The 15,712-nt window shown below is 41.6% G+C and carries 20 protein-coding genes; 3 read left to right on the plus strand and 17 right to left on the minus strand.

Annotated elements, in window-relative coordinates; all coding sequences use genetic code 11:
• Window positions 1-139: 139 nt before the first annotated feature.
• From H9649_RS17995 to H9649_RS15230, 3 genes are read right to left on the minus strand one after another with little or no spacing between them, the layout of a single operon-like run.
• Window positions 140-469 carry a D-arabinono-1,4-lactone oxidase gene (locus H9649_RS17995; protein WP_404828777.1) on the minus strand — a complete coding sequence of 110 codons (330 nt, stop codon included), beginning with the start codon at window positions 467-469 and terminating at the stop codon, window positions 140-142.
• Window positions 466-1,455: an FAD-binding protein gene (locus H9649_RS15225; protein WP_263614431.1), complete on the minus strand. Its 990-nt coding sequence runs from the start codon at window positions 1,453-1,455 to the stop codon at window positions 466-468. The genes H9649_RS17995 and H9649_RS15225 overlap by 4 nt, the downstream gene beginning before the upstream one ends.
• Window positions 1,443-2,615 carry an alanine racemase gene (locus H9649_RS15230; RefSeq protein ID WP_191695752.1) on the minus strand — a complete coding sequence of 391 codons (1,173 nt, stop codon included), beginning with the start codon at window positions 2,613-2,615 and terminating at the stop codon, window positions 1,443-1,445. Before H9649_RS15230 ends, H9649_RS15225 begins: the two co-directional genes overlap by 13 nt.
• A gap of 155 nt (window positions 2,616-2,770) precedes the next feature.
• On the opposite strand from H9649_RS15230, the gene H9649_RS15235 reads away from it, so the two are divergent.
• Together H9649_RS15235 and H9649_RS15240 are read left to right on the plus strand one after the other, a co-directional pair.
• Window positions 2,771-3,316: a cysteine hydrolase family protein gene (locus tag H9649_RS15235; protein ID WP_191695753.1), complete on the plus strand. Its 546-nt coding sequence runs from the start codon at window positions 2,771-2,773 to the stop codon at window positions 3,314-3,316.
• 112 nt (window positions 3,317-3,428) lie between these two features.
• Window positions 3,429-3,683, plus strand: a complete 255-nt coding sequence (locus H9649_RS15240; RefSeq protein WP_191695754.1) for a GlsB/YeaQ/YmgE family stress response membrane protein — start codon at window positions 3,429-3,431, stop codon at window positions 3,681-3,683.
• 44 nt (window positions 3,684-3,727) lie between these two features.
• Here H9649_RS15240 and H9649_RS15245 read toward each other — a convergent pair whose 3' ends face one another.
• The 5 genes from H9649_RS15245 to H9649_RS15265 all read right to left on the minus strand — a co-directional run bounded on the left by H9649_RS15245 (window position 3,728) and on the right by H9649_RS15265 (window position 5,796).
• The gene (locus tag H9649_RS15245; protein WP_318241706.1) at window positions 3,728-4,414 is read right to left on the minus strand and encodes a lytic transglycosylase domain-containing protein; all 687 of its coding nucleotides are present in this window, start codon (window positions 4,412-4,414) and stop codon (window positions 3,728-3,730) included.
• 25 nt (window positions 4,415-4,439) lie between these two features.
• Window positions 4,440-5,042: an SCO family protein gene (locus H9649_RS15250; protein WP_191695755.1), complete on the minus strand. Its 603-nt coding sequence runs from the start codon at window positions 5,040-5,042 to the stop codon at window positions 4,440-4,442.
• Window positions 5,043-5,151: 109 nt separating this feature from the next.
• Entirely contained in the window at window positions 5,152-5,280 is a 129-nt protein-coding gene (locus tag H9649_RS15255) for a YvrJ family protein (protein ID WP_191695756.1), read from the minus strand.
• Window positions 5,281-5,345: 65 nt separating this feature from the next.
• Entirely contained in the window at window positions 5,346-5,558 is a 213-nt protein-coding gene (locus H9649_RS15260) for a DUF2922 domain-containing protein (protein WP_191695757.1), read from the minus strand.
• Between the two features lie 19 nt (window positions 5,559-5,577).
• The gene (locus tag H9649_RS15265; RefSeq protein WP_191695758.1) at window positions 5,578-5,796 is read right to left on the minus strand and encodes a DUF1659 domain-containing protein; all 219 of its coding nucleotides are present in this window, start codon (window positions 5,794-5,796) and stop codon (window positions 5,578-5,580) included.
• An 86-nt stretch (window positions 5,797-5,882) separates the two neighbouring features.
• Between H9649_RS15265 and H9649_RS15270 the strand changes: the two genes are divergently transcribed.
• Complete coding sequence (locus H9649_RS15270) at window positions 5,883-6,335, plus strand: DUF2621 domain-containing protein (protein ID WP_225229930.1); 453 nt, start codon at window positions 5,883-5,885, stop codon at window positions 6,333-6,335.
• 50 nt (window positions 6,336-6,385) lie between these two features.
• Here H9649_RS15270 and H9649_RS15275 read toward each other — a convergent pair whose 3' ends face one another.
• The 9 genes from H9649_RS15275 to menC all read right to left on the minus strand — a co-directional run bounded on the left by H9649_RS15275 (window position 6,386) and on the right by menC (window position 15,601).
• Window positions 6,386-6,898, minus strand: a complete 513-nt coding sequence (locus H9649_RS15275) for a CcdC family protein (protein WP_225229931.1) — start codon at window positions 6,896-6,898, stop codon at window positions 6,386-6,388.
• Window positions 6,891-7,220 (minus strand): thioredoxin family protein, encoded by a 330-nt coding sequence (locus H9649_RS15280; protein ID WP_191695759.1) that lies wholly within the window; start codon window positions 7,218-7,220, stop codon window positions 6,891-6,893. Before H9649_RS15280 ends, H9649_RS15275 begins: the two co-directional genes overlap by 8 nt.
• 88 nt (window positions 7,221-7,308) lie before the next feature.
• Window positions 7,309-8,019, minus strand: coding sequence for a cytochrome c biogenesis CcdA family protein (locus H9649_RS15285; protein ID WP_191695760.1), 711 nt, complete (start codon window positions 8,017-8,019; stop codon window positions 7,309-7,311).
• 159 nt (window positions 8,020-8,178) lie between these two features.
• Window positions 8,179-9,960, minus strand: coding sequence for an ABC transporter ATP-binding protein (locus H9649_RS15290; RefSeq protein WP_191695770.1), 1,782 nt, complete (start codon window positions 9,958-9,960; stop codon window positions 8,179-8,181).
• A gap of 8 nt (window positions 9,961-9,968) precedes the next feature.
• Window positions 9,969-11,723 carry an ABC transporter ATP-binding protein gene (locus H9649_RS15295; RefSeq protein WP_191695761.1) on the minus strand — a complete coding sequence of 585 codons (1,755 nt, stop codon included), beginning with the start codon at window positions 11,721-11,723 and terminating at the stop codon, window positions 9,969-9,971.
• A 79-nt stretch (window positions 11,724-11,802) separates the two neighbouring features.
• Complete coding sequence (locus tag H9649_RS15300; RefSeq protein WP_191695762.1) at window positions 11,803-12,135, minus strand: YolD-like family protein; 333 nt, start codon at window positions 12,133-12,135, stop codon at window positions 11,803-11,805.
• A gap of 15 nt (window positions 12,136-12,150) precedes the next feature.
• Window positions 12,151-13,404 (minus strand): Y-family DNA polymerase, encoded by a 1,254-nt coding sequence (locus H9649_RS15305; RefSeq protein ID WP_191695763.1) that lies wholly within the window; start codon window positions 13,402-13,404, stop codon window positions 12,151-12,153.
• A gap of 165 nt (window positions 13,405-13,569) precedes the next feature.
• Window positions 13,570-14,373, minus strand: coding sequence for a DUF6612 family protein (locus H9649_RS15310; protein WP_191695764.1), 804 nt, complete (start codon window positions 14,371-14,373; stop codon window positions 13,570-13,572).
• 118 nt (window positions 14,374-14,491) lie between these two features.
• Window positions 14,492-15,601: an o-succinylbenzoate synthase gene (menC, locus tag H9649_RS15315; protein WP_191695765.1), complete on the minus strand. Its 1,110-nt coding sequence runs from the start codon at window positions 15,599-15,601 to the stop codon at window positions 14,492-14,494.
• Window positions 15,602-15,712 lie beyond the last annotated feature (111 nt).

Below are 15,712 nucleotides of genomic sequence, written 5' to 3' on the forward strand. Positions count from 1 at the left end.
TATATTCCTCCTTTATCTACTGAAAAGGCCGTAAATAAGCATCTTTTCTCTATTACATCATAATACAGCTAGGTTCATAAGTAAAATACTTATAAATTATAGTCTTTCATAAGAAAATGTAATGACCTAAGAAAACATCTCAAAAAAGCAGATTCCGCATATATTGTGTCAAGAACACATCTTTAGGATCAAGTTTTTTCCTTATTTCATGAAAACGTTCAATCTTCGGATAAAGCGCTTTTGTTTTCTCGCCGTCCAGCTTGTTCATCTTACCGAAATGCGGTCTCCCTCCATATTTCTCCATAAGGGCTTCCACCCATTGAAAATAGGGGTCGTCATCCATTCCTTTGTACATATGAAAGGCGAGAAAAGCGGAAGGTTCTCCTTGTGTAGGACTGAGCATGCCATGTTCTCCCGCTGTTACACGGCATTCAATTGGAAAATGGACGTAAAAGGGATGTGCTTTCAAAACTTATGCATTTCTTCCATGCATGGCTGAAAACGAGCAAGAGGAATCCCATACTCGCACTCTGTGAATCTGACTAATCTCGGGGTCGGCAATATTTCATGATAGTAACCACTTTTAGTGCCATTCGGAATGGCAGAAGCGGCGATATGAGTCATTTTTTTCGCAAGACGCGGTTTTAAACGCACCATTTCTGACATAACCTTGAAACCGACCGTTTCAATAATGCCTTCTTTTACGAAATCCATCGATTTTGAACGCCAATGCTGTTTCGTCAATGGCGTCTCATTCATCGTTTTCACTTGTACCGTATCGGAACCGGGAAAGTAAAACCATTCTAGATGCCTTTGTTCTAGCAACTCGGTTGACCATTCCTCTTTTGCCTGTTGAAATGGCTTTCGTTCATTTTTCACAGTCAGACTATAAAGAGGCACTGTACGAATTGTCACTTTCACAAGAACCCCGAGCAATCCTAGAGACACGCTTAAAGCTTTCGACAGGTCATCATCCCTGCGGCGGTGATGTCGTACTTGCCCGTTGCCATCTACCCAGGTCCAGGCGACGACTTGATCGGATAATGAAGCAAACCTGATACCTGTTCCATGCGTTCCTGTACTGATTGCACCGGCGATCGTCTGCTGTTGGATATCCCCCATATTCTCAAAAGCCATGCCGACAGAAGCGAGCAATGGAGCCGCTTCATACAAATATGTACCTGCCCAGAAGGTGGCTTCCATTGCCGGCAGGTCCACTGACAGCAATCCTCTCATTTCATATAGAGACAGCGCCTCATCATCCGGTTTGGCAACAGCGCTAAATGAATGTCCGGCACCAATCACTTTTAACGTTTTACGCCTGATCCGGCAACTATCGACGATTTGTTGAACCTCTTGTATCGTCGATGGATAATGAAAAATATCTGGTTTTGCGTGCACGTTGCCAGACCAATTACTCCACGTTACATTACTACTCCGAATTATAGGAAGCATGCCCCATCTCCTCTATATGTTTTAAACGTTTTGACGTAACGGTTTCCCCTTCTTGCATGAATTTCATTAAACTGTTCGCAAAGTTCACCTGCTTTGGCATGTCGAAAAAACACAGTATCTCCAATTTTCAATGTCCTATCCTTATCAAGAAGAGGCGTTTGCACTTCTCCTGCTCCTTCGTTTTTTAATAATGATAAATTTTTAGGCCATACAGGAATAGGGCTTTTATCTGCACTAATAGCACCGGAAGAAACATATCCTCCACCATGACAAACCGCAATGTCGTCACCGGGCTTTCTAGTTACACGTAAAGCAAACGACATAGCAGGTTCAAACGGCGCCTGGTCATATCTTGAGAATAGAGCAGGGAAATAGAACGCAGAGCCAATTGTCAATTCAGTCACTTCCACTGCACGACTTGTGAAGCAAATACTCCCTGAACCACCTCCATTTACAAAACGGAGAGCAGGACACACTTCGAGAATTTCACGAACAGCATCCTTCCTGTACGTGCCAAGTTTCTTTTGTGAGTTATGTTTCAAAAAGCGAACAAGGGGCTTTTGCCATTTTGCAACTGGCGTATCTGGAACTCCTGCAATTTGGGCTTCATACCCCATTACTCCGACAAGTTCAGTAAATGGATAGTCGTTGAGTTTCACAATAAGCTCTCGGACATCTTTTATATTCTTCAATGAAGAGCGTTGCGTACCAAAATAGAGCAACTTGAAATCGGTGGATAAGTTGATGTCCATACAGATTTCAATATTCACATCAAATCCTTCACCAATACGGTTCAACAGGCTTATTTGCTCTAAACTATCCACCATAAAAACTACTTTTGAGCCATTTGCAATATAGGGGATAAGTAGAACAATAGCTTCCTTTTCCATCTGCGGATAACCGATCAGTAAATCATTAAAACCTCTTTCAAGCAAAAACTGTGTTTCTTCACAATCATATGTCATCCAGCCACAATGATTGGGCAATCTTTCGGCGATATAGCGTAAAAGGTCTACAGAGCGGACAGATTTGGTCGCTACGCGGATTTTTTTGTCGCCTGTCAACCTGTTTACCATACTAATATTCCAATCAAGCGCTTCCATATCGATGCATGCAAAAGGACGCTTCAGATTAGCATATGCCTTTATAGCGTCATTCACTTTTTCCATCTCCCTATGCTGTTTCTCTATAAGTTAAGTATATTCTGATTTTGTTATTAGCGCAAAGCTTAAAGCATTTAAAACTGAATTTTGCTGATATTTTTCTTTCTTTATGGCATGATGAAGAAGTAGCTAATCAAAAGGAGTGGGAAATTATGAAAAGAGCTTTATTGGTTATTGACTATACTTATGATTTTGTTGCTGAAGACGGGGCATTGAATTGCGGAGAGCCTGGAATTGCCTTAGAAGACTATATTACCGTTCTGACACAAAGTTTCCTTGATGAAGGCGAAGTCGTTTTTATGCTTAATGACATCCATGAAAAAGATGATCCTTATCATCCTGAAACAAAATTATTTCCACCTCACAATATAAAAGGAACATCAGGTCGAGATCCGTATGGCAAACTCAAAAATCTTTATGAGGAATATAAGGACGAAATCATTATGTCCGAAAAAACGCGGTACAGCGCTTTTGCAGGAACAGATCTTGACATTCAATTACGTTCACGTGGCATAACAGAGTTGCATCTTTTAGGTGTCTGCACAGATATTTGTATTTTACATACTTCCGTGGATGCGTTTAATAAAGGATACGACATTGTTATTCATGAAAAAGGTGTTGCGAGTTTTGATCCGGAAGGCCACGCTTGGGCTTTGCGTCATTTTAAGAACACACTAGGAGCGAAGATTATTCATTGATTTATCTCTTTTTGTAATTTTTTTTTTGCTGAAAATGTTTGAGCTATCTAAATAACGGATATCTAACTACTACGAAGGCAAATTACAAATTACAAAAAAGGAGATGGCTTACATGAGTTTTATTTGGTTCTTAATTATCGGAGGAATTATCGGTTGGCTTGCAGGTCTTATTTTAGGTAAAGATATTCCAGGTGGAGTTATTGGTAATATTATCGCTGGTATTATTGGTGCATGGATTGGTGGAATGTTACTAGGTTCTTGGGGGCCAAAGATTTCAGACTTCTATATCCTTCCAGCATTGTTAGGCGCAATTATTTTAGTATTCATTGTCAGCTTGATTATGAAGTCCATGCGCAGAGCTGCATAATATAAAAGACCTTCGAATTCAACATAAAAAGACAGTGGAATCGGTTAATCCGTTTCCACTGTCTTTTTTTCTTCCTGCGCAGCTCGTTGGTTTTCAAACTCTTCAAAGAAGAATAAAACGTCTTCCACATATTTCTCACTGTGATTATAATGAAAAATCGCTTTTTCAATATTACCGTCTGCCGCCCCACTTTTCGACAAATAGTTTGCCGCGCTGAATATCGCGTCTTCAATATCAAAAGGATCCGCTATTCCGTCACCATTCGCATCGACTCCATATCCACCATACTTTTTAATAATGGCCGGATTTGTTTTATCCTCTTCAGGAATACTCCCTTTGCCCAAACCTTCACAACCCGGATAAGACCATCCCACAAACGTGCAAGGCATGAATTGCATATGCCCTTCTGCCCCTGCAGGTGACAATAACGGGTCCATCGTTGAAAACCTTGTTTCAATACGATGGTGAGCAGCGAGCAACGTCCAAGGAATATCATATTCTTCTGCAGCGGCCATATAAATTGGAATATATTCCTCAGGTATAGTAGTCGCTGTGTGACGATCTTGAAACTCTAAAATGGTGTTTGCAGATTTTTTAATAAGTTCAGGATTTTGTACAGTTGTCCATACGATAGCGGTCAAAGTGAATGTCGTGACAGCTACTGGCAGAAGCAAAATAAGCATAATAATTTTGGTCTTGTTCGATAACCCTTTTCGCTTCTTTTTTTTCACTGCACCACCCTTTTCTGCTAATCAATTATGATTTTTGGTCAGTTTTGATTAATGCCTTTATGTCTTTAATAATTTGCTCGTAAGGTACATCTTCTGCACCGTTATAACTCTTGACAGAGACACCGTCTTTGTCAACTAGACTAAATGCAGTGCCGTGTATGACTTGGTCATTACCGGGCGTTTTACTGACAAAAGTCTTAAAAGACCCGATTGCAAATTTTTCGATTGTTTCTTGGCTGTAACCCGTCAACATTTCCCAATTACTTTGGTCCACTGGATCGAATGAGTCCAAGTAAGTCTGTAATGCCTCAGGTGTATCCATCTTTGGATCGATACTGAAAGAAACAATTTTATAATCTTCTACTCCCGCATCTTTCAATTGTTGTTGAAGATCGGTCATATTCGCCATCATTGGCAGACAGACTGTTTCACAATTTGTGAAAACGAACTGGGCAATCCATACAGTGCCTTTTAAGTCTTCTAATGAAACTTTTTCATTGTGTTGATTTTCAAATTCAAAGTCTTCGATTTTATAGTTATGATCCGCTTTAAAACCGCCCATCGAACAGGCGCTTAATACAAGCATCATTATAATCATCGATGGCAGTGCAATCAATTTTTTACGCATTTCCAGACTCCTCCACTATCAGTATTTACTTTATCATAGTGGATACATACTTTACAAACAACCACACTATCTATACGTTCTTGTCAAATCTTTGACGGTTCAGTGAAGTTTACTTCACTTTCAATGACACAAGCGCAGAATGGATTGCTTCGAGCTTCGATTCAATACGGTGCAACAGGTAAAATGATACAAAAATCGGAAAGCCGACTTGTTGTATGAGATTTAACCATTGTTCCATTTTGACTCCTCCTTTTCCACAATTAAAGCTCTCCAGCTTGTAACTGGAGAGCTTCAGCTTTATGCTTAGACCAATTCTGTGACTGTGCGTTCTACAATACGAGCACTTTTGACTGCACCAAGTGGAGATCCATCCACTTCAAATGTGCCTGAACCGATGATTTGTTCCATTGCTGCTTGTACTTCGACAGCCGTCAGACCTGCGCGCGGATGATCCACGCTGAGTGATGTCTGCTTTCCTGCAACAGTAGTAAAATTCAATTGCAATGTCTTAGCCATCTTTCATTCCCCCTTTTTATTAGTTCATAATGTCTGCTGTTAGCACTTTTTCAGCTCCGATGAACGGTTGCTCTGATAGTTGTGCCAATTGCGTGAGTGCTGCATACAAGTTTTCTGCCGTTGCGTTTTCTGCAATGTTGCGGTAAGACTTCGACTTACGGATCATTTTGCCGTCTTCAGTCATTCCACCATCAAAATACACTTTCCCTACTGCGTGTCTGAATTCTATTGTCGCCATGTTATCCCCTCCTTTCACACACTATATAGAGTGGAAAATACAAAAAGGATACTTTGTCCGTGTATTTTCTTGAAAAAGATCTTATAATGGACAGTAGAATGGAAGAGGTGAAGAAAGTGCAAGATTTTTTTATGTGGTTCATCTTTTTTTGGTGTATCGTCCTTGTAGGGTTATTCGGCATCGGTGGGTTTTTCATGTTCCGCAAATTTTTGAAAGTTTTTCCGAAGGCAGATGGCAAGTCGACACTGGACTGGGAAGAACATTATGTGAATGAATCCCTTCATCTTTGGAATGACGAAGCGAAGAGTATGTTGAATGAACTCGTCAGCCCAGTTCCGGAATTGTTCCGGGATGTCGCCAAACAGAAAATCGGAGCCAAAATTGGCCAGATCGCTTTGGAAGATCGGGCAAAAACTATAGACTTTGACCATATTATCCGTGGCTATATTATCGCTACTCCAAAAAGGGATCATAATTTCCTGCGGAAAAAGCTCAACTCCATGGAAGTCGACATGACCCCATACGAGCATCTATTTTAAAAGACACGCAAAAGGCTTCCTTCATATGAGGGAAGCCTTTTGCATGTCTTTTATGGTTTCTTCATCACACGAAAGTATTTTACAAGCATGCCGATTCGCCAAGGTAGAATCATGGCAAATGCCAATATCCAAAACATGCCTGCCAGTTCGCCGACATCGATTGAACTGCTTAATACTAGTTTCGCTACTAACCGTATGACTAATAATGTAAGTAGGATGAAAATGAACACTTTAGACTTCTTCACATAGAGGTTATCATCTTTGCGTTCAAAATTTGTTGTTTTGATTAAAATTAACGAAAAAAGCAACCCAACTAATGAAGCTTCTACCACTTGGGCTAATGGAACTCTAAACTCTTCAAAGAAGAACATAAATGCACCTGTCGACATGAAGAGTGGTGGCAATATAATACGCTTTGGTGAAATTGGTCTTTCTGACGCTTTCGATCGGACGATAAACGCCAATATACCCATGACAAAGAATATTATTGTAGAGCCTACTATTAAATAAACAGGAGGAATATCATTGAACACGTACGTGACCAGCTCTTGTAGCTTATTCATATCCATTCCTCCGTTCCACAAGTTCATCCAACCGGTATTTCAATTCGTCCATCGGAACAAACCGAGCAAAACGAGACATTTCGCGTCCGTTTTGGAATAACAAGACTACGGGCGCGCTAAACAAAGATAGCTGCCCAGCCATTTCAGGAACTCTAGCGACATTCACTTTGAAAAATGGAATAGCATACGTTTCCTGTAATGCCTCCACTTGTGGATAAAGACCTTCACAGACAGAACAATTATCTGTTTTGACGAATAGCAACAACTGCGGTTCATTTGTACTTATTTTCAACCAATGCTCAAATGACCCGATTTCTTTCATCGGTATTTCCTCCACTCTTTATCAACTATCCCTCCAGCTGAAGTTGTTGGAGGGAAGTTTTTTGTACGTAATGTAAATGCGCCGATTATTAAAATCCTTGGAAATCTCCGAATATAGGGCTTAGCAAGCTCGTCAAGAATTGGATGCCATCAAAGAAGAGTAATAGGCCGAACGCTATCATTATGTAGCCGCCTACCTTCATGATGAGCTGGCTGTTTCTGCGAATCCAACCAAGTCTTGTAATGAAAAATGATAACACGAAGAAGGGAATCGCAAATCCTAATACATACATCATCATGTATAACATGCTAGAGCCTGGATTTGCTGCCGCAAGTCCTATAATGGCACCAATGATAGGTCCCATACATGGTTGCCATCCTGCTGAAAAGGCAAGGCCGATCAAAGCAGTACCTAAATATCCTGCAGGTCTGTTTTTAAATTGCAGTTTATGCTCTTTCATTAGGAATTTAGGTGTAAATAGGCCAATGACCATCAAACCGAACAATACGATGAATATTGCACCGACTTGTCGTAATAAATCTTTGTACTGTACAAAGAAAGTACCAATAAAAGATGTACTGAATCCTAAAAATACGAATACGACTGAAAATCCTAAAAGGAAAAATAATGTATGCAACATTCCATTTCTGTTCATCCGTTTCGAGTCGGATTTCAATTCATCAATCGACATACCTGTAATGTAGGATATGAAAGCCGGATACAATGGCAAGACGCATGGTGATATGAAACTTAGGAAACCTGCGCCGAATGCCAGGAAAATATTTAAATCTGTCGGCATTGTTCTCTCCCCTTTTATTTTTCTTCCACCATCGTAACAAATTAGGCGGCTAAATACGTTAAATTTGACTGTGAACAGTTTATGAACACGGCAAAAGTTTCGGAAATGTGAAAAGGTCTACATGTCACCGCCAAAACGGTGCATGCAGACCTGAAGCTGTCAAATGGCGTCGTCCACTATGCCATTTTGAAGTTGGTACATCATGAAATATAATCCTTTTTGAGCAAGCAGCTGTTGATGGGTGCCACGCTCTACAATTTCGCCTTTATGCAATACGAGAATGAGTTCTGCATCTTGGATTGTACTTAACCTATGTGCAATCGCAATTGTCGTTCGCCCTTTACGCATTTTTTCAAGACTTGCCTGAATGGCCACTTCCGTTTCTGTATCAATATTGGCTGTCGCTTCATCAAGGACAAGAATTTTCGGGTTAGTTGCGATAGTACGAGCAAATGCTACAAGTTGACGTTGTCCACTTGAGAACGTCGATCCACGTTCCGTCACCTTTTGCGAGTATTTCCCTGGAAGCTTCTCGACAAATTCGTTCGCATGGACAAATTCAGCCGCAGCCCGCACTTCTTCTGAAGTCATGCTTTCATTATGAAGTCGAATGTTACTTTCAATATCTCCGTAGAACAAGAACGGATCTTGTAAAACGAGACCGATTTTATTTCTCAACTCGGCTTTTGGTAACTCTTTCAATGAAATGCCATCGATGAGGATCTCACCTTTGTCATATTCATAAAATCGCATAAGCAAATTGATGATTGAACTTTTTCCGCTCCCTGTATGTCCTACGAGCGCGACAGTTTCACCTGCATTTGCTGTGAAGCTAATATTTTTCAATACATCATTTTTGCCATCATAAGCAAATGTGACATTTTTGAATTCGATTGTTCCTTCTTGCACTTCCTTTTGTTCACTATCCTGTTGTGAAGGTTCCATATCGGGATCATCCATTAACTTGAACACACGAGATGCCGAAACGAGTGCTTGTTGAAAAATGGACATTCTCTGCATCACTTGCTGGACAGGTTGGAAAAGACGACCAATCAACGTTGTAAATGCATAAATGATTCCGACGTCCACTGCACTATCGAGTGACATGAAACCGAAGTAACCAAGGACGAATACAATCGTCAGCGCGTATAAGAGATCGATGAACGGTCCTAACAGGACACTGTCGAACTTAATGTTACGCATACCGGCGCGGTAATGCCCTTCATTAATATCATCGAATTCATCTGCTAAACGTTGTTCTTGCCTGAAAGCCTGCACCATGCCCATGCCTGATAAGGATTCTGCAATTTTAGCATTTAGCTGGCTTAAGCGTTCACGGATATCTTGATAGAAGTCCGCACTGTAACGTCGATAGACAATAATGATCGCCATGAATAACGGCATGAGCACCATTGAAGCGAACGTCAACTTCACGTCCAGAGTAAAGAGTGCTATATAAACGCCTATAATGACGAAGAATGCTTGTAGGAATGTTACGACGACGCTGACGAACATTTCCTTGATGGATTCTGTATCATTTGTTACCCGAGAAACGATACTACCAGCAGGTGTTTGATCGAAATAGCGCATACCGAGCCCTTGCACTTTCGTAAACACGTCGATTCGCATTTGTTGAATGACTTTCAATGCGATATCTTGAAAACGTAACAATTGAAAATAGGATACGACCACGATGAATACTTGCAGTCCGATGTAAGTTAACGCCAATGTCATCACTTCGTTTTTCGGGAACTGAAGAGGTGTCAAATAATCGTCAATGAACGTCTGGATGAGCAATGGTCCGACGATGCTTCCTGTAATTGTAAGTATGAGGAAGAATAATGCTATTGAAATACTTGCTTTATGTGGAATAGCATAGCGCATCAATCGCTTGAACACTTTCCATTGATCTTTTGCTGTTAATTTCGGTTGTTTTTCCATCGGTTGCATTATTCTTCCCCTCCTTGCTCAACAAGAACTTCTAACTGTTGCAAATCATACATCTCTTTGTATTTTCCATCCAACGCAATTAACTCTTCGTGTGTTCCTGATTCGATAATCGCACCTTCATCTAAGACGATGATCTTATGAGCATGTTGAATTGCACTTAAACGATGCGATGTAATGATTGTCGTTTCACCTGTCCGCGTACGCTTCAACGATTCAAGAATCGCCTCTTCCGTCTTCGCGTCTACGGCGGATAACGAGTCATCCAATATAAGCAGTTCAGGCTTCATGATGAGTGCACGTGCGATGGAGACTCGTTGCTTCTGTCCGCCTGATAACGAAACACCTCGTTCGCCTACGACTGTCTCATAACCTTCCGCAAAACCTAAAATATCTTCGTGAATATGAGCCAGTCTTGCTGCTTCATAAATTTCTTCACGGCTGAGCTTCGGATTCGTGAATGCAATATTCTCGCCGATTGTCGTAGAGAACAAGAAATGATCTTGTGGAACATAACCGATTGATTCGCGCAAGCGTTGTTGTTTGTACTGATTGATTGGATGGCCACCATAGATGATCTTCCCTTTGTAGCCTTCGAATTCTCTTAATAGAAGTTTCAAGATAGCCGTCTTACCCGATCCCGTTTTACCGACAATTCCAAGCGTTTCACCACGGTTTAGAGTGAAATGTACATTGTGAAGGGCAGGCGTTTCATCATCCGGGAAATAGAATTCATCGATATCAAATTGCAGATTGCCTTCAGGTCGTTTGTCAATTGCTCCCGTGACATCTTTAATATCCGCATCGACGGATAGCAATTCTGTAATACGGCTGTAAGATGCATTTCCACGTTCTACAATATTGAACAGGAAACCGAAAGCTAGCATCGGCCAAGTTAACAATCCTAGATACGTACCGAATGCGACCATATCCCCAATTGTCATTTCTTCCGCAATGATGAATTTTGTTCCGAAATAGAATGAAAGAATGTAAGATATCGCAAAAATTCCTGATATCGTCGGATCGAACAACGCATCGACTTTTGCGACGCGCATGTTTTTCGCGACAACATCTGTCGACAAATCCGTAAAGTCTTCTATATCTTCCTTCTGTTGGCCAAAGGTTTTAATCACTTTGATGCCAGAAATACTTTCCTGTGTCTTATCATTCAGATTAGAAAACGCCTCTTGTGCAAATCGGAATCTGCGACGCAGCAATCTTCCGTAATAACTTGTCAAGAAAATCATGAATGGAAATGGAATGAGTGCAATCAATGTCAGTTTCCAGTTGATGGTCAATGCCATTGTCAAAATGACGAATCCACCTGTTGAAATGGAGTCGACTAATGTCAAAATCCCCATGCCCGCTGTTTGTTGCACGGCGTTAATATCATTCGTGGCATGTGCCATTAAATCGCCGACCCGTCGCTTTTGATAAAATGACGGTGACATTCGAGTGAAGTGTGTAAATAACTTCTCTCGCATCTGTCTGGAAAGGAGTACGGCGGATCCAAATATCATTACCCTCCAGTAATAACGCGATGTATACATCAAAACTCCTGCGACCGCCAAAATGATGAGCCATGTCGTCAGCTTCGACGCAACCAATGTTCCCTCTGTTATGTCATCGACGATGAAGCCGATAATTTTCGGAGGTAGCAACTGCAATAAGGAAACGAATACGAGTGCTGCAATTCCGAGCCCATATTGTTTCTTCCGTTGTTTAAAAAACCAGCCTAGCTGTAATAAGACTTTCACAGTATTCCCCCTACTCTTTTTCTCTACCCTTGAACAGTCTATCAAAATTCTGAACAATAGAAAAGGTACGAATCTCAAATTATTCGAAATCTGAAATACTTTTTATGTCGACAAATGGGATTCGTTGTGCTAAACCTGCTTCGCTTTTAATGTGGATAATTCCTTCTAGCATATCCGTTTTTTGAATGAAACCCTTTGTTGTCAACACTACGAAACCTTTCCAGTAGTGAATTTCCACTGGCCAGTTTTTTAGAAGTGCTTGTTGAAATTTTAAATTCCATTCTTCCAATTGTTGCTCATCGGGCTGTTGCCGTTGCTCGAAATCATCTTCCTTTTGCCAATCACGCAGTTGTGCAATATGTTCAGGCAGCATCATCGCCGTCCATTTAATACGTCCGCGGTCACGAAGCATACAATCATCTCCTTCTTATTTATAATGACCACCAATCAGTTTTGAACGATGGACAGCTGTTCCGGCATCCGTGTAAGATACTGCGCGCAACACAGCAGTGGAGCCATATTTTTTTCGTAGAGAATCCATCGTTTTACCGAGTTGTCGATTGCGCCATTTATGCTCTTCAAAGAGACTCAGCTGCATTGAATGCTCATCTTCAAGATTGGCGAGACTCACGGCGAGGCGCCGTGCTGGGCGTCCATCATGGAATTCGTCAAGCAGCTCCGTACAAAGGCGGAAGATTGTCAATGTATCATTCGTTGCCTCATGCATCGAACGGGAACGTCCAAACCCACCGCCGAGCGCGTCTTTTGAATAACCTACAGACAGATGAACGGTACGTCCTGCCTTCCCCGCTTCTCTTGCGCGGAAAGCCACGTCTTCACACATTTCAAGCAAAACAGCGAGGATGTCTTCCCGTTTCGTGTAGTCCCGAAAGAGAATCTGCCCTTTACCGTAACTGATTTGCCCCTCTATCAAAGGTGCGCCTAGTTCAGACAAATCAATGCCATGCGCGTGGTGGTATAGCTGGTTGCCCATAATGCCGAATTTTTTTTCTAATCTCTCGAGTGGTGTGTGCGCCAAGTCTCCGATTGAAAATATACCCATCGCGTTAAGATTCTTTTCCATCCTTCCACCAATTCCCCACATCCTGCTTAAAGGCGCTACTGGCCAAAGCCTTGTGGGGACATCCTCATATCTCCAGCGAGCAAACCCCGTCTTCTTTGCGTCAAGATCGAGTGCCAGTTTGGAGAGAAGCATATTCGGTCCCATCCCACATGCCGACCGCAACTGGAATTGGTCGTACAACTCATCCTGGATGCGCCTAATCGTATCTTCAGGATTTCCCCAAAGTCGTTCTGTTCCGTCAAGGTCGATGAAGCTTTCGTCAACCGAATATACATGTATCGATTCTTTTGGTACGTAGCGATTCAGATGACGTGCGATTTCCATCGATACATCGATGTAAAACTGCATTTTCGGCTCAATCAACCGGATGGAGGGATCATCAGGTATTTCATAGAGCCGCATACCTGTCTGTATACCGAAATGTTTTTTCAAAGCAGGTGAAGCCGCAAGCACTACCCCTCCTTTTCGTTTCTTGTCTCCAATTATAGCGATGGGTGTGTCCATGACATCCAGTCCTTCTAGTGTAGCCGCACAACTCGCATAGAAACTCCGCATATCCAGACAGACAATTTTCCGGTCCGGCAACCCTTCATACATTATGCATGCCTCCCGTTAAGAACATTTGTTCTTAACAGTATACCCGAAACAGATAGCGCTATTCAATGGGCTCTCTTACCATTTCACTATAAAATTTGGCAGAAATGTACCTTATTTTCTTAAAAACAAAAAAATCCACCCTCTGCAGGATGGACAAAGATATATTTATTGAGCTACAGCAGCTTTTACTTCTTTAGGCAGTTCAAAATCTTTATTATCATTAAAATAGCTGTAAGTGGCGCTTAACTTCTGACGCGCTCTGTAGGAATTTCCATGGCTGTATGTTTTCATATCTGCAGCCATTTTAAAGCTCGTTACGAAAGAAGTGCTTTTATTAATCGTAATGACAAAATCCATTTTATCGATTAAGAGAAATCCTTCTTCTGAAGGTCCGATTTCAGGGAAAAGCTCTTTGAACTTTTTAAATTCGTTACGATCAAGGGATAACCGCAATGCATAGCCATATTCGATTGGTTCGAGAATGAAATCATCTGCAAATACCTTGAATTTTGATAAATCTAGTATCGGATTTGTAGCAGATACTAACGTGCCGAATGATTCTGCAAGTGGATCGACTGAAGTTTTTTCCCAGTCCTTTTGACGATCGTCCTTGACGATTAATTGTTCTCCGACCGTATACATATCCAAATTCCATTTCTCCACGCCACGCGGTTGAATCTGCACTTGACGATGAATTTTAACGGGTTCAAGGAAGGCTTCCATCGTCATATCGAATTTAGATCCTGATTTCTCATTATTTTCAACATCGCCATCATAGACAATTACGCCATAATCATCATAGGAAATATGGGCACGAACGGACTTCAACGACTTTTGCATCGCCTGCTCGGATTTATCCAACAGCTCAGCTGCGGTCATTTTTTTCTGTGCCTCGCCTGTACTGCTGCTGCAAGCGGCAAGGAATACGATAAGTGTACTAACAGCGAAGATGCTTATTATTTTTTTCAATGTAAACTTCCTTTCTACAAAACCTACATTCATTTTACTGGAATAAGTTCACTTCATCAATGCTATTTGACGGATAGTCCAAGCAAGAAGTTGCATTACATACTAATGTGAAGAAATTTCACTTTGTAAAATGCCATTTTCCTACAGTAAATTCCTCTATTGCCGCAAGATCGGGTACAAAACCGATTCCTTTCGTACTAGGGACTTTAATCTGGCCATCTAGCACAATCACTTCAGGTGTTATAATATCCTTCTCCCAGTAGCGTGAAGAACCCGCTGTATCGCCTGGAAGTATAAAGTTGGGCAAAGACGTCAGTGCGATATTATGGGCGCGGCCGATGCCCGCTTCCAGCATGCCGCCACACCAGACAGGAATGCCATGTGCCATGCAATAGTCATGGATCCTCTTTGCTTCCGACAAGCCCCCAACCCGTCCGATTTTCACATTAATAACTTTTGTACTGCCGAGAGCAATTGCTTTCCGCGCATCCGTTAGAGAATGGATACTTTCGTCAAGACAGATGGGAGTCTTCAGCTCTTGTTGCAAAACGGAATGATCGACAATGTCATCATAGCCGAGCGGCTGCTCAATCATGAGAAGGCCAAATTCATCAAGCTGTTTAAGTAGGCTAGTATCCTCGAGCGTATATGCTGAGTTCGCATCTGCCATAAGTGGAACATCGGGAAATGATGCTCTCAATCCACGGATGAGCTCGATATCTTCGCCAGGTTTAATCTTCACTTTTATCCTTTTATACCCTTCATCCAAATAACTTTGCACCTTTGCAATTAATTGGGGCAAGTCTTGCTGAAGGCCAATACTGATGCCGACCTCTATAGACTGTCTATTTCCACCCAATGCTTTTGCAAGTGAAAGATTGTTGCGTTTAGCGTACAAATCCCAGACTGCCCCTTCCACTGCCGCTTTTGCCATGTTGTTCCCGCGTATCGGCGAGAAAATTTCACCAACTTGGTCAGGATGTGACAATTTTTTTCCGATTAATAACGGAATAAGGAAATCACGAATCATATGCAAATTGGTATCTACAGTTTCTTCCGTATACCATGGGGCTTCGAAAGCGACTGATTCTCCCCAACCTGAATTCCCCAACTCATCCTTTACTTCGATTAATAGAAATTGTTTGTCCTGCAATGTGCCGAAACTCGTTGTAAAAGGTTCTTTCATACGCATTTTCAATCTACGGACTGTGAATTCTTCAATTAGCATTCAAATCCCCCCTCGTAAAAACATCCTGTCGCAGTGATGTGACCCCTAAAAGTTAGAGTTTTATATTACGCAGCTAATTGGCTGGCGTGAAGACGGTACTGAACCGGACTC

It is taken from the genome of Sporosarcina quadrami (genome assembly GCF_014836615.1).
In the GTDB taxonomy this organism is placed as follows: Bacteria; Bacillota; Bacilli; order Bacillales_A; family Planococcaceae; genus Sporosarcina; species Sporosarcina quadrami.